The following is a 20,451-nucleotide window of genomic DNA, read 5'->3' on the forward strand; positions in this document are numbered from 1 at the left end:
TGGAAAGACGATCTTGCGCTATGATCATCACCCCCGTTGTGACTTCACTCCGCACGCAGATCGATCTGCGCGTGCAATGGCTAGCCGAACGCTTGACGCTGCTGTTACCCGAACTGATGGAACGCGCCCAGATCGATCTGTGGATTGTGACTGCCCGTGAATACAATGAAGACCCCGTCATCATGACGTTGCTGCCAGCGCCGGCGATGAATGCCCGTCGCCGTACGATTCTGCTCTTTGCCCGTTGCCCTGACGGCACGGTCGAGCAACTGACGCTTGATCGCTACGGCTATGGCGATCTCTACCGGCAGGCTTGGAGTCCTGACACCGAGTCACAAGATGACTGCTTAGCCCGCCTCGTCGCCGAGTATGATCCGCAGCGGATCGGGATCAATATGTCATCGACCTTTGCGTTTGCCGATGGCCTGACCTACACTGAATACCAACGTCTCTGCGCCGCCCTTGGCCCGCGCTACGCCGAACGTTGCGTCAGCGCCGAAGCGCTGGTGATCGGTTGGCTCGAACGCCGTATTCCAGCCGAATTAGCGGTCTACCCGGAATTAGTTGCGCTTGGTCACCGGATCATCGCCACCGCATTTTCGCGCGCCGTGATCACACCCGGCGTCACCACGACCGATGATGTCGTGTGGTGGCTGCGCCAAACCATGCACGAGGCCGGTGTGCAGGCTTGGTTCCAACCAACCGTCAGTATTCAAGCCCACGGTATGCCATTTGACGTCCCGCCAACCCGCAACCGGATCTGGCCCGGCGATTTGCTCCATTGTGATGTTGGCTTTTGCCACCTTGGCCTCTGTACCGACCAACAGCAGCATGCGTATGTGGTAGCGCGCAATGAAACCGCGCCACCGGCGGGACTTGTCGCCGCGTTAGCTCAAGCGAATCGGCTGCAAGATATCCTGTTAGACGAGATGCGGGTTGGGCGCACCGGCAATCAGGTGTTAGCAGCAACCCGTGCGCGCGCGCTGGCCGAAGGGTTGCAACCTTCGATCTATTCGCATCCGCTTGGCTACCATGGCCATGCTGCCGGGCCAACGATTGGATTGTGGGATCACCAAGAAGGGGTGCCCGGCGCCGGCGATTACCCGCTGTACGACGAGACTGTTTACTCCATCGAGTTGAATAATGTGGCGCTCGTACCCGAATGGGGCAATCAACCGGTACGCATTGCCCTCGAAGAAGATGCTGCGCTGACCGGGGGCGCTATGGTATGGTTGCATGGCCGGCAAACCCAATTGCACGTGATCGAATAACGAAGGGTTCAGAGCAGGCATTGCTATAACGGCGGTTCTCTTCTCTTTATCCGCTATCCCTTGATCAGCGATGAAGGAGGTCGCATGACTTCGGTGGCCGTGCCCGAAACCGATACCCGCCGCGCGATTATGACCGTGTTGTTCGTGGGCGTCTTTATGTCGGCGCTCGACTCGGCAATCATTGGCCCAATCGTGCCGGCGTTGCGGGCAGCATTTGCGATTGACAACACCCAAGTGGTGTTGGTTTCAATTATCTTTACCCTCTGTTCGCTGAGCAGCACAACATTAATGGCCAGTCTCAGCGATCGCTACGGACGTCGCAATGTCTACCTGCTGAATGTCTTTGGCTTTGCCATTGGCTCGTTGATGATCGCGCTGGCATCCGATCTGACGATGGTGTTGCTGGGGCGCGCCGTGCAAGGCGTCTGCGCCGGCGGCATTACCCCGACCGCCAGCGCCGTGATCGGCGATGTGTTGCCCTCGGCGGAACGGGCGAAGGCGCTAGGCTTGATTGGAGCGACTTCGGGGATGGCCTTTCTGGTTGGGCCGGTGATGGCTTCATTGATACTGGCTGTCGCCGATTGGCACTGGATCTTTTTACTCAATTTGCCGGTCGCCGCGGTAGTCATTTTCCTCGGATGGCGCGCCTTGCCCCGCTCGACTGCCCAGCATGAAGCGGCCAATGGCGCATTCGACTGGCAAGGGCTGGTGCTGTTGGTGCTGATTTTGGTCAGCACCACGCTCGGCATTAACCAATTGCTTGATCGCATCTTTGGGGTTACCATCTGGCCGTGGCTCTTCCTGTTGGTGGCGGTACTGACCCCCGTGCTGGCATGGCGCGAAACGCGCGCGCCGGCGCCCCTGCTGCCGCCGCGACTCTTTACCAACCGCCAATTGCAAGTCGTCTATCTGCTCGCCGTCGGTTCCGGCATTTCGATGGGCAGCATTATCTTCATTACCTCAGTCGCGGTAAACTTTGGCGTGCCAATCAGTCAAGCCGGCTTTTTCCTGCTGCCGCTGGTCTTCCTTGCCTCGGTGACATCAGTATTCGCCGGACGGTGGTTGCCACGGATCGGCGGACGGATGACAATGGTGATCGGCTATAGCCAATTGACGGTCGGCACGGCCCTGCTAGGCCTGCCGCAAGCGCCGTTCTGGCTGTTTGTGGTCGCTACCCTGATTATGGGCAGCGGCTTAGGAGTGGTGGTCGGCGGTGCGTTACGCGCCTTGGTGCTCGAAGAGGTGGCCGCCACCGACCGCGGCGTGGCCCAGAGCGTGATTAACATCACGATTAGCATCGGCACCCTGATCGCCGTGGCGCTGATGGCCAGTATCGCTGATAGCTTCGATTTCGCGACCGCCTACCTCGTCTGCGCCGGCGCAATGGCGCTGATGACCGTGATTAGTCTCGGCCTCCGTCGCCAATACAGCAAGTAAACGCAGTGGCGTGAATGTGCTATCCTATCCGGCAGTGGCATCAAGCCGGATAGGATAGGTATTGGCTATGCGGGTCGCTCTGGTACACGATTATCTGAACCAATACGGCGGCGCCGAGCGCGTGCTCGAAGCGCTGCACGCGCTCTTCCCGGCAGCGCCGGTCTATACGTCGATCTTTGATCCGGCAGCTATGCCGGTTGCTTACCAACAATGGGATATTCGCACTTCGTTTATGCAGCGCTTGCCGGCATGGCGCACCCAGTTTCGCCGCTATGTGCCGCTGTATCCCGCCGCTTTCGAGCAGTTTGATCTGCGCGACTATGATCTGATTATCAGCAGTTCGAGCGCCTTCGCCAAAGGGATCATCCCCCGGCCGGGAGCGTTGCATATATGCTATTGCCACACTCCTATGCGCTTTGCATGGCGCACCGGCGATTATGTCGCTCGCGAACAGATTAGCGGCCTTCAAGCGCGCTTGTTGCCGTTTCTGCTCAACTATTTGCGCATGTGGGACACAACCAGCGCCAATCGGGTTGATCTCTTTATCGCCAATTCGCGCGAGGTCGCCGGACGGATTGCCCGCTACTACCGCCGACCGGCGATGGTGATTCCGCCGCCGGTCGATCTGCCGCCCTACCAGCCACGCCAACCCGAAGGCTTTTACCTCGCCGGTGGCCGGCTCATCCCTTACAAGCGGTTGGAATTGGCAATCGAAGCTTTCAACCATCTGCGCCTGCCACTCAAGATTTTTGGTGATGGCCGTGATCGAGCGCGGCTCGAACGGATGGCCGGCCCCAACATCGAGTTCTTGGGGTGGGTGGATGAAGCGACCCGGCTCGACCTGTTCGCCCGCTGCCGCGCCTTTATCTTCCCCGGCGAAGAAGATTTTGGCATTACTCCGCTGGAAGTACTGGCCGTTGGCCGGCCCGTCATTGCTTTCGCTGCCGGTGGCGCGCTCGAGACGCTGATCGAAGGCGTGACCGGACGCTTCTTCTATCAGCCGTCCGCCGCTGCATTAGCCGCCGCTGTCGCCCTATCGCGCACCGATCCGGTCGACTCGCTCGCGCTGCGCCGCCACGCCGAACAGTTTAGTCGCGAGCGTTTCCTCACTGCGATGCGCTCTTTCATCGATGAGGCAGTGGCGGCCCACCACGCCGGACGCCTGCTTGAGTTTGAGCAGAGTCTGTATCGCCAAACCGTAGCGGCGATGTGACAAGCAACGCAGCGGCCTAAAGTGTAGTAAGATGTGCAAAGAACGGAGACGTTGCCCGACAACCTCTCGGCGTTCCTCTGAAATCTCGTGCGAGGCGCTCCTAGCGACACTATGGAACTGATCACTCTCATTCGTATCGCTCGCCGGTTTTGGCTGCTCATCCTGCTGCCGGCACTGATTGCCGGCGGGTTAAGTCTCTGGTTCGATCTCCAACAACCGCCGCGCTACGCTGCCACCGCGCGTCTGCTGATCACCTATCCGGTTATCGGGGCCGAAGATACAATCGAAAATTGGCAAATGACCGAGTTTTTGATCGACGATCTGCCACAGGTGTTAAGCAGCGCGGCTTTCGCCGCCAAGGTAGAGCCGCTGCTCGCGGCCCGCAACATCACCCTCAGCACCGCCGACATTCAGCAGGGCCTGCGGATGACGCCGCTCCACCGCGCCGTTGATCTGCGGGGTGAAGCATCATCGCCAGCCGCAGCGCAGGCACTGGCGGAAGCGGCCATTACCGTGTTGCAGACTGATGGCCTCGCCTTCTGGGGCCGGGCCGGTACCCGCCTCAACGTCGTGGTGCTCGATGGGGTTGGCGATCCGCAGCCGATCGGGTCACGGCGCGCAATCGTGTTCGATGCCGCCCTCCGCGCTGCGTTGGGCTTGGTTGCCGGGTTTGCGCTCGCGGTTGTCGCCGCTGTGCTGCGCCCAGTTAAAGGGGAACGTTTATGGAAATCCGCGACTATGTGAATGTGCTGTTCAAGCGCTGGTGGGTAATTGCCCTCACCGCCATCGCGGCGGTGGTTGGCGCTTATGCGATCAGCAAGTTGCTGCCGCAAACCTTCCGCTCGCAGGCGGTCTATCTGGCGCTGGCGAATCAAGCCGACAACGGCCTCAACATTGTGCTGCGCAACTCGATGAACAGCTACCGCGAGCTGGTGATGCAACCGAGCGTGCTTGACCAGATCAGCCAGCAAATTGGCCTCGACATTAGCGGCGAACGCTTAATGCGCGATGTCAATATTCAACCGCGCCCCGACGAACAGAAGATTGTGATCGAGGTTGATCTGCCCCGCCTCGATCAATCGCAGGCGCTCGCCGACGCCGTCGGTGAGCGCATTGTCGCCGAAGTCAACCGCATCAACGCCACCCTTGAAGGCACCGCCCGCATCAACGTGACCCGCATCCAGCCCGCCCGGCTGGTCGAGATCCGGCCCAATACCCGAATCAACATGCTGGCCGGCGCGATCCTTGGGTTGGTGGTCGGCGTCCTGCTGGCGTTTGTGCTCGAATACCTCGACGACACGCTCAAAACGCCAGAGGATGTGGAACGCTTTGTCGGCCTGCCGACCCTAGGGGCAATACCGCTAGCCGAGAAGTGAGTTTATGTTTGGATGAAGGGCGGTCGCGCTACTGCTGCACCGCCCACCGCTTCGCGCCTTCGCGTATATTGTAAAGACAGGCAGGAGTGATGCTCGTGACATCTTCGCCCGAGCAGGTGCTGATCACGCTGCGCGAACCGGCCTCCGCCGCCGCCGAAGCGTATCGCACGCTGCGCACCAATATTCTCTTTTCGAGTCTCGATAAGCCGATCCATACCTTACTGCTGACCGCTGCCGAGCCCACGCCGGAAAAGAGCCTGACCGCCGCGAATCTGGCCGTCACTATGGCCCAAGCCGAACAGCGGGTCTTGCTGGTTGATTGCGATCTCCGCCAACCGGCCCTGCACACCATCTTCGGCATCTCGAATGAGCAAGGTCTCACCAGTTCGATTCTCGATCAAGACGCACCGCTCGCCATCCAACCGACCGACGTACCGGGATTGAGCTTGCTACCTAGCGGGCCGCTGCCTCCCCGTCCCGCCGACCTGCTCGGCTCGCGCCGCATGGAAGGGCTACTGGCCCGCCTACGCCAAACCGCCGACATCGTGATCTTCGACACGCCGCCGGTGCAAAGCTACACCGACGCTCTCGTGCTATCGACCCGCGTCGATGGCGTTTTGCTGGTCGTGCAAGCTGGCCGCTCGCGTCGCGACCGGGTGCGTGAAGCGCGCCAAAAGCTCGAAAAGGTCAAAGCCAACCTGCTCGGCGTCGTCCTCAGCAACGCGCGCACGTAGAAGGGGCATCGCGTTGCTCTGCCCCGCGCGGCGAAGCAATCCCCCGCGATCACGGAACCAGCCTGCTCAGGCATCCATTTCGCTAAAGTAGGAGATTGCTTCGGTCGGGCGGCCCCTAGCTATGCTGGGGCCGCCGCTCCCTCGCAATGACAGACCGGCAGCCGCCGCTCCCCTTTGGTCAGGGCACGCTCCGCTCCCTTCTGTCATTGCGAGCCGCCGGAGGCGGCGAAGCAATCTCCTCCTTCAGCGGAAGCCACCCGCACAGGCATCCTTCCCGCCAAAGCGGGAGATTGCTTCGGGGGCTGCGCCCCCTCGCAATGACAGACCGGCAGCCGCCGCTCCCCCTTGGTCAGGGCAAGCCGCCGCTCCCCCTTGGTCATTGCGAGCCGCGCGTAGGGGCATAGCGTTGCTATGCCCCCGCGCGGCGAAGCAATCCCCCCCGATCACGGAATCAGACCACTCCGGTATAATGCTTATTAACACAACCGATCGCTTCGAGGGCAGGCACGCAGCGCCTCCGCGTCTTACCTCTCGTAACGACACAAGGCTAGGCAAACTTCACATTAGTGCGGATCCACAAGCACACACTGGGTAGGGACGCTATGCAACCGACCATCCTCGTCGTCGATGACGAAGCCAGCATTCGCAACGTTGCCAAAGCCTATCTCGAACACGCCGGCTACCGCGTCTTGTGCGCCACCACCGGCCCCGAAGGCTTGCAAATGGCGCTGGAAGATCAACCTGATCTGATCATTCTCGACTTAATGCTGCCCGGCATGGACGGGATGGAGATCGCTGCCCGCCTGCGCGAACATTCCGACGTCTTCATCCTGATGCTCACCGCGCGCAGCGACGAGATGGATCGCGTCGCCGGCCTGCGCGTCGGCGCCGACGACTATTTGACCAAACCGTTTAGCCCACGCGAACTAGTCGCCCGCGTCGAAGCCATCTTGCGCCGGCGGCGCGGCAAACCGGCCAAGAGTTCGATCATGCGCTTCACCCATGTCGAAATCGACCCCGATACCCGCGAAGCGCGCGCCGCCGGCCAACTGCTCGAACTCACCCCCACCGAATTCGATCTGTTGCTAGCCCTCGCCCGCAACCACAACCGCGTCCTCAGTCGCGAAGACCTGATCGAGAAGGTGTGGGGAGCCGATTTCTACGGCACCGACCGCGTCGTCGATGTCTACGTCAGCCAAGTCCGGCGCAAAATCGAAGCCCTCACCGGTGAAAACCTTATCCGCACCGCCCGCGGCGTCGGCTACCGCTTCGTCGATACACCGGCATAGCGGCCAAGCCATACCTATAGGAGCTGCACAGCAATGCGGCTTTCCGAATCTTGGTGATACAACGTATGATCCACTTCTGGCGACAACTCCGCTGGCAAATCATCGGCGCCCAAATGCTGGTCGTCATTGTTGGCGTGGTCGCGCTCAGCCTCACCGCCAACGCCCTACTCGAACAGACGGTCTCTCCCGATCAACTTGCCACTGTACGCGCTGCCGTTATTCAAGCGCTCACGGTTGCCGCGATCGCCGCCACCATCGCCGGCCTCACCACCAGCATCTTGCTGGTGCAGGTCATCTTACGCTCGCTGCGCAGCATCGCCCGCAGCAGCCAGCGCATCGCCGCCGGACGCTACGACGAGCGCGTACACGTGCCGGCCAGCGACGAACTGCGCGCCGTCGCCGAGAGCTTCAACCAGATGGCCGAAGCCCTCGAACAGATCGAACAGCGCCGCGTCGCCATGATCGGCAACGTTGCTCACGAATTGCGCACACCGCTGGCCGGTATCGAAGGCTACCTCGAAGGCTTAATCGACGGCGTATTGCCCAGCGCCCCCGAAACCTTCATCGACATGCAACACGAAGTACGCCGCCTACGCCGGCTGGTTGACGACCTGCAAATCCTCTCGCGAGTCGAAGCCGGTCAAATCTCATTGAATTTCACCACCTTCGACATCAACGACGTCATCCGCCGCGTCGTCGCCCAACTCCAACCGCAAGTGCTCGACGGCTGCCTGCAAGTCGTCTGCGAACGCGCCAACCAGCCGCTGCTCACCCGCGCCGATCCCGATCGCGTCGCCCAAATTCTGCTCAACCTGATCGGCAATGCCGTGCGTTACACCCCCGAAGGCGGCTGCATTACCGTCCGTTCGGCGCTGGTTGACGAGCAAGTGCAAGTTGTGGTGGAAGACACCGGCATCGGCATCGCCCCCGAACACCTGCCCTACATCTTCGAGCGCTTCTACCGCGCCGACCCCTCGCGCTCACGGGCCAGCGGCGGCAGCGGCATCGGCCTCACCATCGCCCGCCACTTAGCTTGGGCCATGGGTGGCGACATCACTGCGTACAGCGCCGGCCTCGGCAAAGGCAGCACCTTTACCCTCACCCTGCCCCGTGGGACGGTGTAAGCCGGATCACCTCTCCCAGCGGGGGAGCGGAGAGCCATCGCCACGCCGCAAAGCGAGCCAAGGCGCAGAGATTCTTAACGCAAAGACGCAGTAGAGCCGGACGGCTGTCCGGCTCCGCAGAGCACGCAAAGATGGTTGGGGATGGTGATGTTCCTCCGCGTCCTCCGCGTCCTCCGCGTCCCCTGCGGTAACATTTCACTTCCCTCCAGCGGGGGGAAGTCGTCTTGCCCCTCCCCCGCTGGGGGAGGGGTTGGGGGTGAGGGCCATCAGCCCGCGCAGCGGGCTTCGTAACCCTAGCCCGGCCCTTTAGGGCCGGGTTTCGGACAGAAGTTCTTTCCGCCTTTGAAGTCAGGTAGGAAAGAAGGCCGGGAGGTGAGGGCCAACTCAACGCCGCAAAGCGAGCCAAGGCGCAGAGACGTTGAACGCAAAGGTGCAAAGAACGCTAAGATCGCAAAGTTGCTTGGGGATGGCGATCATCCCCCGCGTCCTCTGCGCCCCCTGCGGTAAACCTTCAACCAGCCCGCCGTTACGGCTGCGGCAGCACCGGGCAGATCGACGGCGGATTTGCCGGCGGCGTGATGCCAAAGTACGCTTGCATAATCTGCGTCACCGCCGGCACCGCAATCGTCGATGAACCATCGTTGAGGTCGCCAACGCCTTCGACCAGCACCGCCACTACGATTTCAGGGTTCTCGTAGGGCGCAAAGCCAACGAACCACGCATGGCTCTGCCGCACCAGCCGGCCATCGGTGGTAGTAAGCAACGGCCCAAACTCGGCCGTGCCGGTTTTGCCGGCAATGCGCAAGCCCGAACAGGCTTCGCGCGCCGCAATGCCCAAACCGTCGGTGATCGAGGCCAAGAGGCCTTGGCGGATGGCGGCCAGATGCTGCGGTTCGATCGGCGCTTTGCCCAGCGGTTCAGGCTGGATCTGCTGCACAAGCTGGCCGTTCTCATCAACAATCCGGTCAACCACGTGCGGGCGATAGAGGGTGCCATCGGTCGCGATGGCACCGGCTGCCACCGCCAGTTGCAGCGGCGTCACTTCGAGATAGCCCTGCCCGATCGCGGTATTGTAGGTATCGCCGGTTGTCCATGCTTCGCGCAAGACCTGCGCTTTCCATGCCCGCGTCGGCACTCGCCCGCCGGCCTCACCCACTAAATCGATCCCGGTCGTGCGGCCAAAATTGAACCACGACAACCCCTCGACCAACTGGTCAATCCCGAGCCCCGTAATCCGTAAGGCACGCTGGTCGAGGTTGGTCGCCTGATCGTTACCGCCGGCAATGCTGGCGAAAAAGACGTTTGACGAGAGGCGCAGCGCGTCGCGGACATCGATCTGGCCGTTATCGCGATTGCGCACCGAGTTGGGCAAGATAAACTCGGCTCCGCTCCGCTCGATCAGGCGCAAGAGGCCGGGATCGCGCAGTTTGGTATCGGCGGCGATCACGCCTTGTTGCAACGCCACTGCACCGACAAACTGCTTCAGGGTCGAACCGGGCGGGTATTGGCCAGCGATGGCGCGATTGGTAAACGGCGCCAGCCGTTGCAGCTCGCGTTGCGCTTCAGCGCTCGGCGGAGCAAGCAATCCCCGCAAATCATTGGCCCGCGCCGGATCAACCCAGATGTTGTTGTCGTAATCGGGCAGGCTGACCATCGCCAACACCCGCCCATTCCGCGGATCGATCGCCACCGCGACGCCGGCCACAATCGGATCGTAGGCCCGCTTATGCGCCTCGCGCGCCGTTTGCCGCCGTTGCTCTCCTTCATTGATCCAGCGCTGCAAAATGCGCTCGACTTCAGCCTGAAATTGAGCATCAATGGTCAGCACGAGATCATGGCCGTTGGCGACCGGGCGCAATGTGGTGACATCACTAACCGGACGCTGCAACGCATCGACCAGCAACGAGTCAATCCCCATTTGGCCGCGCAGCACCTGCTCATACGCGCCTTCAAGGCCATCTTTGCCAATCTGGTCGCTCGGCAAATAGGGCGGCAAGCCAATGCTGGCCGGGTCAATCTGTTTGGCCATCAAGCCGCAGATCGGCGCATTCGCGGTAATATCAACCAACCCGCGCAACCACGAGCTGGCCGGATTCACGGCCACCAGCTCGCAGGCGTTGATCCGGCCCACGTACCCAAGCAGATGCGACAGCGAGGGAATGGCGCTACTCAACGGGTAACGCCGGCGGAAGCCTTCGATCACCCGCGCGCCGGGCAGATAATTGGCGTTTTCGCGCAACGCTAACACCAACTCCGGCGAAATATCCTCTTTAATCACGACCGGCTGGTAACTCCGCGCGTTGGCCTGTTGCAAAAGCTGTTCGACCGGATTGGCCAGCATTGCGACGTCACGATAGGTTTGGCTGATCGTGAGCGCGCGCAAGATATCGGGGGGGGCAATGGTGAGCGTGAGGGCAGTAGTAGACGTGAGTGAAGGCAGCGACCCCAATGCAGCTAACTCAGTGCGCAAGCCGGGGGTCGTTTCGAGCGCGCTAGCCGGGTCAATAATGAGGGTTGCCGGCAACCCGGCAATTTGCGCCAGCCGCGCCAACGTCAACGCCCGCTGCTCAGGCGCGCTGCTTGCTGACGGCAATTGGCCCGGCACCACTGCCAGATTATAGATCGGCACGCTCTCGGCCAGTAATGCACCGCGCGCATCAAAGATCTCGCCGCGACGCGGTTGGTTGGTCAAATACCGGCGGGTAGTGACTTCAATATCGGCGCCGAATCGCTGCGCATCAGTTTGCACCAGTTGCAGTTGCGCCAGCCGTGCCACCAGCACGACCACCACCAGCAACAAGACACTCCGTAGCGCAATGAGTCTCGCCATAACTAGGCATCAGCCTTTCGCTTGTCTACCCATCCGCTCGCACCAACCGGTGAACAATCGCCACCGCCGGCAAGGTTGGGATCAAAGCCAGCAACACCGACGGCGCCACCACCACCAACCCATACATCCGCCAGTCTTCGATTGCCGGCAAAGCAATCAAGGCCAGCGTTCCTTCGTAGATGACGGTACCGACCGCCACCGCCAGCAACGGCACGAGCGGACGTTCCACAGCAAACCGCCGGGCAGCTAAACCAACAATCGCCACCGCCAAAAGGTGAGCGATGGCATGGCTGCCGAGCGGCATAGTGCCTAACACATCAAGCGCCAACCCGCCATAAAATGCCCACCACAACCCGCGCATCAACCCGCGCACCGGTTCGGCGGTACCGGCGCCAACTAAGGCGCGCGCAATTGCCAGCACTAGCAGAATCGGGACGCTAAAACCCGCGAGGCCCGTCAGCAGTGTGACCTGCACGAGCGCCAGCGCCAGCAACACCAAAGCTAGCCCTAGCTCGCGCGCCAGCCGCTCTTCTATTCGTCTTGGCTGAGAATCACCCACACGTAGCGCACCTGATCCGGATCGACGAAGGGCCTGATCGCACCTATCTGGCGCTGCCCCTCTTGCTGTACCGTCTCGATCGCACCAATCGGCACGGCTGCCGGCATCGCCGCCAGATCGAGCGGCAGATCAAGCGCCCCGCTCAAACCGGCGGTCACCACCCGCTCTCCCTCCCGCATCGTTACGTTGCGATCGATTAATTCCAACCGCAAGCGCGAGCCGCGTTGCCATTGGCCTTGCATCAACCCTAGCGGTGCGCCATCGGCCTGCAACACCCGCACGCTGAGCTGGCTGCTAATATCGGTGATCATCAACACATCGGCGGTGCGCGGGCCCACCGACTCAACCACACCAATCAGCGCCGGAGGACCGCCCGGTTGCTGGCCAATCACCGCCATGCCCACCTGCACGCCATCTTCAACCCCGCGCGCGATCGTTAACACTCGCCGCGCCGCATCCGGCGCGCGCACCATCACCTCAGCGCCGAGGATTCTCCATGGATACGTGCGCGTAATAGCCAGTTGCTGGCGTAAAAAGATATTCTCAACCCGCGCCTGTTCCAGTCGCAACACTTCGCTGTTGAGGCGCGCATTTTCCGCTTCCAGTTCAGCAATCCGGCTTTGCAACGCCGCCACGTCACGCGGTGTCGCCCACCACGACTCGATCATGGCGCGGCGCTCGGTCAACCAGCCGGCCAGCGGTTGCACCGCCTCGCGCACCGCCAACCGCGCCGGCGCCACAATACCTTGCCGGTCGAGAATGATCAGCAGCAGGCTGATCAACGCCAGCCCAACCGCTAGTGCGGCCACGCGCCAATAATGGCGATCGCCGCTGCGATCACGGCGTAATTTCAGAGGACGGTCATCGAGAAAATCGCGCATGCGCTATCTCCGCACCCGCCGGCTCGTTTGCGCGCGCGTCAGAATATCTTGATAGACGCTGTTATCGAAGTGTTCGACCATCTTGCCGGCGCCGCGCGCCACGCACGAGAGCGGGTCTTGCGCGATATGCACCGGCATGCGCGTCTCAGCCGCAATCCGCTTGTCAAGCCCGTGCAGCAACGAGCCGCCGCCGGCCAGCATGATCCCATGCTCCATAATATCGGCCACTAGCTCCGGCGGCGTCTCTTCGAGCGCGGCCCGCACTTCGGCGACAATCGCGTTCACCGGGCCGGCAATGCCCTCGCGCAACTCAACCGAGCTGACCTCGATCGCTTTGGGCAAGCCGGTCAGCAGATCGCGCCCGCGCAATACTACTTTGATCTCTTCATCAAGCGGATAGGCCGAACCGGCGGCGATCTTCGCTTTTTCGGCCATGCGCTCGCCGATCAAGAGGTTGTATTCGCGGCGGGCAAACTGGATGATCGCCTCGTCAATCTCGTCGCCGGCAATCCGGATCGAGTGATTGATGACAATGCCGCCAAGGGCAATCACCGCAATCTCGGTGGTGCCGCCGCCAATATCAACGATCATCGACCCGATCGGCTCTTCGACCGGCAAGCCGGCCCCGATCGCAGCCGCCATCGGTTCTTCCACCACATACGCTTCGCGCGCCTTGGCATTCAACGCCGCTTCGCGCGCTGCCCGCTTCTCGACTTCCGTCACGCCTGATGGCACGCCGACCACCACCCGCGGACGGGGATCGACCAGCGGCAACGCAGCATAGGCATGCGCCTTCTTAATAAAGTAGGCCAGCATCTGCTCGACCACATCGAAATCGGCGATCACGCCATCCTTCAATGGCCGTACCGCCACGATATTGGCCGGCGTCTTGCCCACCATCGCCTTGGCTTCCGCCCCGACCGCATGCACCTTCTTGGTGCGCGTATCGATGGCCACCACCGATGGTTCGCTAATCACAATGCCCTTGCCGCGCACATGCACCAAGGTGTTGGCAGTGCCCAGATCAATGCCAAGATCGCGGCTAAAAGCGCCAAAAATCGTATTGAAGGGGTTGAGACCCACGAGTACACTCCACCTCTTACCCGCCGGCAGCCCGCTGCTGCCGTCACCACATGAACGAGTTCATCGCCGCTATCATCCGGTGAACCCCCGGATCGAATCGCTATATTATAGCATACCGGCCAAACATAATCAGACAAGGATATGCGTGGATGCAATCCGTCGCATCCGCGTCGATTCGCCTCCCCTTTTCCCCCTCATCACGCACAGCGTCATTTGACTTTTCGGCGGCTTTATGACACAATTGCTATGCTGCTTCGTTGCAAGCACGTGGACGTGTTCGCCGTAAGCATTGCCGTAGGTCAAGTTCGCTCGCCGGATGATGAAGATGCCACATCCCAACATTACGCGGCATTGCTGCTATGGCTTCTGGCTCACATTGAGCTAGAAGATTTTTGTTGTCGTGAATATCACAAGCCTTCCGCAACGACCGGTTTATCCATTCTCCGCCATTGTCGGCCAAGAGCGGCTCAAACGCGCTCTGATTCTCAATGCGATCAACCCGCGCATCGGCGGGGTGCTGATTCGCGGCGAGAAGGGGACGGCCAAATCAACCGCGGTGCGCGCGCTGACGCGCCTGTTGCCATCGATCAAAGTGGTGGTTGATTGCCCCTACAGTTGCGATCCCGATACGCCGGCGACGTTGTGCGCTTCTTGCCAAACCCGCCTCGCGCAGGGGCCGCTGCCAACCATGGTGCGCCCGATCCGGCTGGTGGAATTGCCGGTTTCAGCCTCGGAAGACCGGGTGGTAGGCTCGCTCGATCTCGAACATGCGATTACCGAAGGCCAACGCCGCTTTGAGCCGGGGTTGCTGGCGCAAGTCAATCGCGGCGTCCTCTATGTCGATGAGGTGAATCTGCTCGATGATCATCTCGTCGATCTGCTGCTTGACGCCGCGGCGATGGGGGTGAACACCGTCGAGCGCGAGGGTGTGAGTGTGTCGCACCCGGCCCGCTTCATCCTCGTCGGTACGATGAACCCGGAAGAAGGCGAATTGCGCCCGCAGTTGCTCGATCGCTTCGGCTTGGCGGTGGAAGTGGTTGGCCTGACCGATGTGAATGACCGGGTGGCTGTCATCGAGCGGCGCATGGCCTACGAGGCCGATCCGTTCGGCTTCATCCAGCAATGGCACGAAGCGGAAGAAGCGTTGGCGCAACGGATCGCCGCTGCTCGCGCCTTGCTGCCCCAAGTGCGGATCGATCGCACCGATATGGCGGTCGTTGCTAGTCTCTGCATTGAGATGGGGGTTGATGGCCACCGCGCCGATCTGACCATCCTTGAAACGGCCCGCACCCACGCGGCTTGGAGTGGCCGGCGCATGCTGCTCGCTGACGATATCCGGCTGGCCGCCGAACTGGCCCTGCCCCACCGTATGCGCCGCCAACCGTTCGGTGAGGTCAAGCTTGACGAGCAACGGATGGCCAGCATCCTTGACCAATACGGCAAGCGGGTCGAAGAGGTCAGCGCGCAGGCTGAAGTAAAAAAAAACCCTGACCTCACCGATGTGAGCAATGGCAACGATGAAGGCGGCAACGAGAACGGCGGCGGCAGCGCCACGGTTCCAGTCGGCGGGGCCGGTACACCCGAAGCGACTACGCCAACCGGCGACAAGTCAACCGGTGGCGCTGAGTATAAGGCTGGCGACATCTTTAAACCGCGCCGCCTCGAAGCGACGCCCGATCGCCTCCAGCGGCACGCTCCCGGTCGCCGCTCGCGCTCGCGCACGACGCGCAAGCAAGGCCGCTACATCACCAGCCGCCGCGCCGCGCGCGTGACCGATTTGGCGCTCGATGCCACCTTGCGCGAAGCGGCGATCTATCAGCGGAAGCGTCGCACCGAGTTGCTGCATACCATTGGTGCACCGCATCGCCGGCATCCAAAGGTGTTGCTTAAGCGGTCTGACCTCCGCCAAAAGGTGCGAGTCCGCCGCACGCGCAATGCAGTGTGCTTCGTGGTTGACGCCAGTTGGAGCATGGCCGCCGAAGAGCGTATGCAAGCCACCAAAGCCGCTGTGCTCTCGCTGCTGCGCGATGCCTATCAGCGCCGCGATCAGGTCGGGTTGGTCAGCTTTCAGCGCGATTATGCCCGCGTGTTGCTGCCGTTGACCAATAGCGTCGAATTGGCGCAGCGCCGCTTGCAATCGATGCCGACCGGCGGCAAGACGCCGTTGTCACGCGGGTTGATCACCGCCTTCGAGCTGCTCGAACGCGCTCGCCGGCGTGATACAGAAGTGGTGCCGCTGATGGTACTATTAACAGACGGGCAGGCAAATGTGGCGCTGTCTGACTTGCCGCCCCAGCAAGAGGCGTACCGGATCGCAGAGATGATTGCGGCGCATCAGATCCATTCAATTGTGATCGATACCGAGCATCCGAATTTCGATCGGGGGCTCTCGCGCCGGCTGGCCGAATGTTTGCGCGGTGTGTACTACCGGTTGGAAGAACTGCACGATGACGGCCTTGTCCGCGCGGTGCGGCAGCAAATGCGCTCGTAACATACGTCGGTGCGCGTCCGGCAACGTGGTTGCTTGATGCCACAACCATAGCTTCGGTAATCGTTTACGTGAGGAGGAAGGTAGGCAATGACGGATCAGGTACGTAGGGATGAGGTCGCTGCGGGCGAGCTGCCTGACACGCCTCTCGCGGCAGCTACTGCTCCGGCGGCTGAGGCTGCCGTCGCCGCGCTTACTCAGCCGGCAGAGGCGGTAGCGCCTACCCCTGAGCAGGAGGCGGCCCAGCCCGCCGCCGCAGGGGAGGCTGCTGATGCTCCGGCGGCGATGGCTCCAGCCGCCGCGGGTGAGGGTGCGTCCACTGAGGCGGAACCGGCTGGCGCAAGTTTTACGCCGGTGGGTGAACAACAACCGCAGAAGCCGCGCCGGTTGAAGGATTTGCAACCCGGCATGGAACTGGAGGGCAAGATTACGTCGATCGCGTTGTACGGCGTCTTTGTGGATATCGGCGTAGGCCGCGACGGTCTCGTCCATATCTCAGAGATGAGCGATCGCCGGATCGAGACGCCTTCGGAATTGGTGCAGATCGGTGATACGGTGAAGGTGTGGGTCAAGAGCATCGATACCGATGCGCGCCGCATCAGCTTGACCATGCGCGATCCTGCACGGGCGGAAACGCCGCGCCGCACGCGCCAGCCGCAGCAACAGCCGCAACAGCAGCAGCCGCGCCGCCAAGAGATCGACCGCGAAAAGCTGGCCAGCCTGCGCGTCGGCGATGTCGTTGAAGGCGTGATTACTGGCTTTGCCCCCTTCGGTGCCTTCGCCGATATCGGCGTCGGTAAAGATGGCTTGATCCACGTCAGCGAGCTGGCCGAAGGCCGGGTTGAAAAGCCGGAAGATGCGGTGAAGGTCGGTGAGCGCTATCAGTTTAAGGTGCTTGAGATTGATGGCGAGGCTGCCCGCATCAGCCTGAGCCTGCGCCGGGCCCTGCGCACCCAGCGGATGCAGCAGCTCGAACCGGGCCAGATTGTCGAAGGCACCGTGAGCGGTATCGCTACCTTCGGCGCGTTCGTTGATATTGGCGTTGGCCGCGATGGCCTCGTCCATATCTCGGCGCTTGCCCCGCACCGCGTTGCCAAGGTCGAAGATGTGGTCAAGGTCGGCGACAAGGTGAAGGTGAAGGTGCTCGGCGTCGATCAGCAGAGCAAGCGGATCAGCCTGACTATGCGCCTCGAAGAGGAACAGCCGGAAGCAGCAGCGAGCGCTGAGGCGAGCGAGCCGGTGGAAGAGGCCGCGCCTGCCCGTGGTGGCCGCGGTAACTTTGAACGCTACACCGCTGCTGCGCAAGCAGCCCGTGAGCGGGGCGAACGCGGCGAACGCAGCGAACGCGGCGAACGCAGCGAGCGGCGTGACCGCCGCGAACGGCGCAATGCCCAACCGGCCCCTGAAATGTACGTGGTCGGCGAAGAGGAAGAAGATGCGTTTGAGGGCAATGCGACCCTCGAAGATCTGTTGACGAAGTTCGGCGGGCCGAGCAACCGCCGCGATCGGGACCGCGATCGCCGCCGCCGCGACCACGATGATGACGACGACGAGATTGAGCGCCCATCGAACCGGCGCCAGCGCGATGCGATCCGGCGCACCCTCCAGCAAATCGGTCACGATGAATAGGCGCGTCGCGTAAGGATAGGAATTGGCCTGCCGGCGATGGCGCCGGCAGGCGACTATTTGACATGCATCCAGCGCGACGAGTATAATGGCAACAGTTTTTGTCAATAAAGCGATAATCTCTGAGGAGTAAATACAATGCCCAAGCGAACATGGCAACCGAAGCGCATCCCGCGCCGCCGCAAACACGGCTTCCGGGCGCGGATGGAGACCAAAGACGGGCGCGAAGTGCTCCGCCGCCGGCGTCTCAAGGGGCGCTGGAAGCTGACGGTGAGTGATGAGCGGCGAGCGGTGCGCCGCGGACACCGCTAATGACGGGATGGGACGGGTTATCGCCTACAGTGTCGCCTTCAGCGGCTGGCCATTGCGCCATCTGTGGCCGATAGCCCGTTTGTTTTTTTACCCATGCGACGCGCAAATCGGCTCCGCCGGCCCGAACAATTTCGCCGCGTGCGCCACGAGGGTCGCACTGTTACGTCACCGTGGCTGGCCTTGACCGTCGCGCCGGGCCGGCGCAATGCCGTGCGCTGCGGGTTCATCGCTGGCCGGCGCATCGGCGGCGCAGTTCAACGCAACCGTGCGCGCCGGCGCGTCCGTGAGGCGGTTCGCTTGCTGCTGCCGTCATTGCAGAGCGGCTACGATTTGGTCTTTGTTATCCGCTCGCCGGAAGTGGTTGAAGCGCCCTTTAGCCGGTTACAAGCCGATATTGCCGCACTTCTGCGGCAGGCTTGCCTCTTGAACGCGCCGGAACCCGAATCAACTGCATCAACATCGGCTACCTCGCATCCACAACACGAACGGGGATCATCATGAACATTTGGTCGGCATTTGTTGGTTTGCTCGAACAATTGCTGCTCTTCTTCTCATCATTGACCGGCAATATGGCGCTGGGCATCGTGCTCTTCACGATCGCGGCGCGCCTCTTTATTCTGCCCCTGACCCTCAGCTCGCTCCGTTCGAGCCGCCGCATGCAAGAGGTGCAGCCGATCTTGAAGGAGATCCAGCGCAAGTACGGCAAAGATCCCCAGCGCCTCCAAGAAGAGACGCTGCGCGTCTACCGCGAGCACAAGATTAACCCGGTCGGTGGATGTTTGCCGCTCTTGCTGCAATTACCGATCTTTTTCGGCGTGTACCAAGCGGTGTATCACCTGATGGTGCCCGAACAACGGGTCAACCTGAGCGCCGCCGCCGCTGAAATGCTCAAAGACGAACGGCTGGCCCAGATCCTTGCCGCCCCCTTCTTTGGCATGGATCTCGGTATGCCGGCGTTTGGCCCAAATGGTTTCGCCGGCTTCGCCTATCTCATCTTGCCGGTGCTCTCGATCGTCTTGCAGTTGATGCAACAGTTGATGGCGACGCCGCGGGTGCAAGATCCGCAACAAAAGGCGTTTACGCAGGCCATGTTGATTATGCCGTTCGTCTTCGGCTACATTGCCTTTACCTTCCCGACTGGCGCAGTACTGTACTGGGTCATTAGCAGCATCATTGGCGTGATCCAGCAGTATTTCACCTCAGGCTGGGGGTCGCTGGCCAATTACCTGCGCTTCCTGCCCCCCGACAACCGTCCGGCCCCGGCATTGTCGTTGGCGCCGGCCACTGCGAGTCAAGCGACTGAAGCGCAACCCGAAACCCCGAAGGTTGATTTTTGGTCGGTGATGCGGCCATTGACTGAAGCGCCGGTAGAATCGAGCGAGACCGCTGGCGAAGAGCATCGCGCAGCGCGCCAGCATCCCAACCCGCGTCGCCGTCGCTAGGGACAAGAGACGTTTAAGCAGACGGTCACAGTGACCGAGAGGTGTCTATGAAGCGCATCGAGATCAGCGCGCGCACCGTCGCCGAAGCTGTCGAGCTGGCGTTGGCCCAACTGGGCCGCGATCGCGATGAAGTGGCGATTGAGGTGCTTGATCCGGGCGAGAATGGTGATGAAGCATTAGTGCGCGTCACCGTTGTCGAAGATGAAGAAGAGCGACCGTCGATCGAGAAGGTGAGCGCTATTGCCCAACGCATTCTCGAAGATCTGCTCGAACGCATGGATATCCATGCGTATGTGACGGCTGTCGTCTCGCGGGTGCCCGGCCCGCAGGGTGAACCGGAAGATACGATTACGTTGCACGTTGAGGGCGCCGATGAAGAGGCGATGGGCTTGCTGATCGGACGCCGCGGCGAGACGCTGCGCTCGCTCCAATTTTTGCTGAACCTGTTGGTGAGCCGGCGCGTGCATGCATGGCCGCAGTTGGTGGTAGATGTGGGCAATTATCGCCAACGCCGCCAAGAGTCGCTCGAAAGCCTTGCCCGCCGGATGGCGGAACGGGTGCGCCAGACGGGCCGGCCTATTATGCTGGAACCCATGGCGGCCTACGAGCGGCGGATCGTTCACCTTGCCCTGCGCGATGATAAGACGATTTATACCGAGAGTTCCGGCGAGGGCGAGAATCGCAAGATTGTGATCTATCCGGCGAAATCGTAACTGGTAGGGGGCTGGTTGCTCACCGGCCCCCAGTTGCTTCTCGCGCCATACCCCTCCCGCCTTCGCGTCTGCG

The 20,451-nt window shown here is 61.6% G+C and carries 18 protein-coding genes; 14 read left to right on the forward strand and 4 right to left on the reverse strand.

All coding sequences use genetic code 11. The annotated features are described in order from the left end of the window. The first annotated feature begins 20 nt into the window (after nt 1-20). From A6A03_RS03690 to A6A03_RS03725, 8 genes are all read left to right on the forward strand, one after another. Entirely contained in the window at nt 21-1,271 is a 1,251-nt protein-coding gene (locus A6A03_RS03690) for a M24 family metallopeptidase (RefSeq protein ID WP_066783663.1), read from the forward strand. Nucleotides 1,272-1,355: 84 nt separating this feature from the next. Next, nucleotides 1,356-2,708 carry an MFS transporter gene (locus tag A6A03_RS03695; protein ID WP_066783666.1) on the forward strand — a complete coding sequence of 451 codons (1,353 nt, stop codon included), beginning with the start codon at nt 1,356-1,358 and terminating at the stop codon, nt 2,706-2,708. Nucleotides 2,709-2,775: 67 nt separating this feature from the next. Then, complete coding sequence (locus tag A6A03_RS03700) at nt 2,776-3,921, forward strand: glycosyltransferase (RefSeq protein WP_066783668.1); 1,146 nt, start codon at nt 2,776-2,778, stop codon at nt 3,919-3,921. A 111-nt stretch (nt 3,922-4,032) separates the two neighbouring features. After that, on the forward strand, nt 4,033-4,665 hold the full coding sequence (locus A6A03_RS03705; protein ID WP_066783671.1) for a YveK family protein: 633 nt from the start codon (nt 4,033-4,035) through the stop codon (nt 4,663-4,665). Beyond that, nucleotides 4,644-5,297 carry a YveK family protein gene (locus A6A03_RS03710; RefSeq protein ID WP_066783673.1) on the forward strand — a complete coding sequence of 218 codons (654 nt, stop codon included), beginning with the start codon at nt 4,644-4,646 and terminating at the stop codon, nt 5,295-5,297. The genes A6A03_RS03705 and A6A03_RS03710 overlap by 22 nt, the downstream gene beginning before the upstream one ends. A gap of 89 nt (nt 5,298-5,386) precedes the next feature. Continuing rightward, a complete protein-coding gene (locus A6A03_RS03715) occupies nt 5,387-6,031 on the forward strand; it encodes a CpsD/CapB family tyrosine-protein kinase (protein ID WP_066783675.1) in 645 nt (214 codons plus the stop codon). Nucleotides 6,032-6,633: 602 nt separating this feature from the next. Continuing rightward, nucleotides 6,634-7,320: a response regulator transcription factor gene (locus tag A6A03_RS03720; protein WP_066783677.1), complete on the forward strand. Its 687-nt coding sequence runs from the start codon at nt 6,634-6,636 to the stop codon at nt 7,318-7,320. A gap of 65 nt (nt 7,321-7,385) precedes the next feature. Continuing rightward, the gene (locus A6A03_RS03725; protein WP_066783679.1) at nt 7,386-8,444 is read left to right on the forward strand and encodes a sensor histidine kinase; all 1,059 of its coding nucleotides are present in this window, start codon (nt 7,386-7,388) and stop codon (nt 8,442-8,444) included. Between the two features lie 526 nt (nt 8,445-8,970). Here the strand turns inward: A6A03_RS03725 and A6A03_RS03730 are convergent. Genes A6A03_RS03730 through A6A03_RS03745 form a run of 4 tightly spaced genes read right to left on the reverse strand, consistent with a single transcriptional unit; the run spans nt 8,971 to nt 13,797 of the window. Then, nucleotides 8,971-11,274, reverse strand: coding sequence for a penicillin-binding transpeptidase domain-containing protein (locus A6A03_RS03730; protein WP_066783681.1), 2,304 nt, complete (start codon nt 11,272-11,274; stop codon nt 8,971-8,973). A 25-nt stretch (nt 11,275-11,299) separates the two neighbouring features. Continuing rightward, the gene (gene mreD, locus A6A03_RS03735; RefSeq protein ID WP_066783683.1) at nt 11,300-11,833 is read right to left on the reverse strand and encodes a rod shape-determining protein MreD; all 534 of its coding nucleotides are present in this window, start codon (nt 11,831-11,833) and stop codon (nt 11,300-11,302) included. Next, on the reverse strand, nt 11,806-12,714 hold the full coding sequence (mreC, locus tag A6A03_RS03740) for a rod shape-determining protein MreC (protein ID WP_066783685.1): 909 nt from the start codon (nt 12,712-12,714) through the stop codon (nt 11,806-11,808). Before mreC ends, mreD begins: the two co-directional genes overlap by 28 nt. A 3-nt stretch (nt 12,715-12,717) precedes the next feature. Then, complete coding sequence (locus A6A03_RS03745; RefSeq protein ID WP_066783687.1) at nt 12,718-13,797, reverse strand: rod shape-determining protein; 1,080 nt, start codon at nt 13,795-13,797, stop codon at nt 12,718-12,720. A 400-nt stretch (nt 13,798-14,197) separates the two neighbouring features. Between A6A03_RS03745 and A6A03_RS03750 the strand changes: the two genes are divergently transcribed. From A6A03_RS03750 to jag, 6 genes are all read left to right on the forward strand, one after another. Further along, nucleotides 14,198-16,288, forward strand: coding sequence for a putative cobaltochelatase (locus tag A6A03_RS03750; RefSeq protein WP_066783689.1), 2,091 nt, complete (start codon nt 14,198-14,200; stop codon nt 16,286-16,288). A gap of 87 nt (nt 16,289-16,375) precedes the next feature. Continuing rightward, nucleotides 16,376-17,914, forward strand: a complete 1,539-nt coding sequence (locus A6A03_RS03755; RefSeq protein ID WP_066783691.1) for a S1 RNA-binding domain-containing protein — start codon at nt 16,376-16,378, stop codon at nt 17,912-17,914. 135 nt (nt 17,915-18,049) lie between these two features. Further along, entirely contained in the window at nt 18,050-18,223 is a 174-nt protein-coding gene (rpmH, locus tag A6A03_RS03760) for a 50S ribosomal protein L34 (RefSeq protein ID WP_066783693.1), read from the forward strand. 93 nt (nt 18,224-18,316) lie between these two features. Then, complete coding sequence (gene rnpA / locus A6A03_RS03765) at nt 18,317-18,724, forward strand: ribonuclease P protein component (protein WP_066783770.1); 408 nt, start codon at nt 18,317-18,319, stop codon at nt 18,722-18,724. Next, a complete protein-coding gene (locus A6A03_RS03770; RefSeq protein ID WP_066783694.1) occupies nt 18,721-19,665 on the forward strand; it encodes a YidC/Oxa1 family membrane protein insertase in 945 nt (314 codons plus the stop codon). Before rnpA ends, A6A03_RS03770 begins: the two co-directional genes overlap by 4 nt. 47 nt (nt 19,666-19,712) lie before the next feature. Then, complete coding sequence (gene jag, locus A6A03_RS03775; protein WP_066783696.1) at nt 19,713-20,378, forward strand: RNA-binding cell elongation regulator Jag/EloR; 666 nt, start codon at nt 19,713-19,715, stop codon at nt 20,376-20,378. The last annotated feature ends 73 nt before the right edge of the window (nt 20,379-20,451 follow it).

The organism is Chloroflexus islandicus (assembly GCF_001650695.1).
Classification (GTDB): domain Bacteria; phylum Chloroflexota; class Chloroflexia; order Chloroflexales; family Chloroflexaceae; genus Chloroflexus; species Chloroflexus islandicus.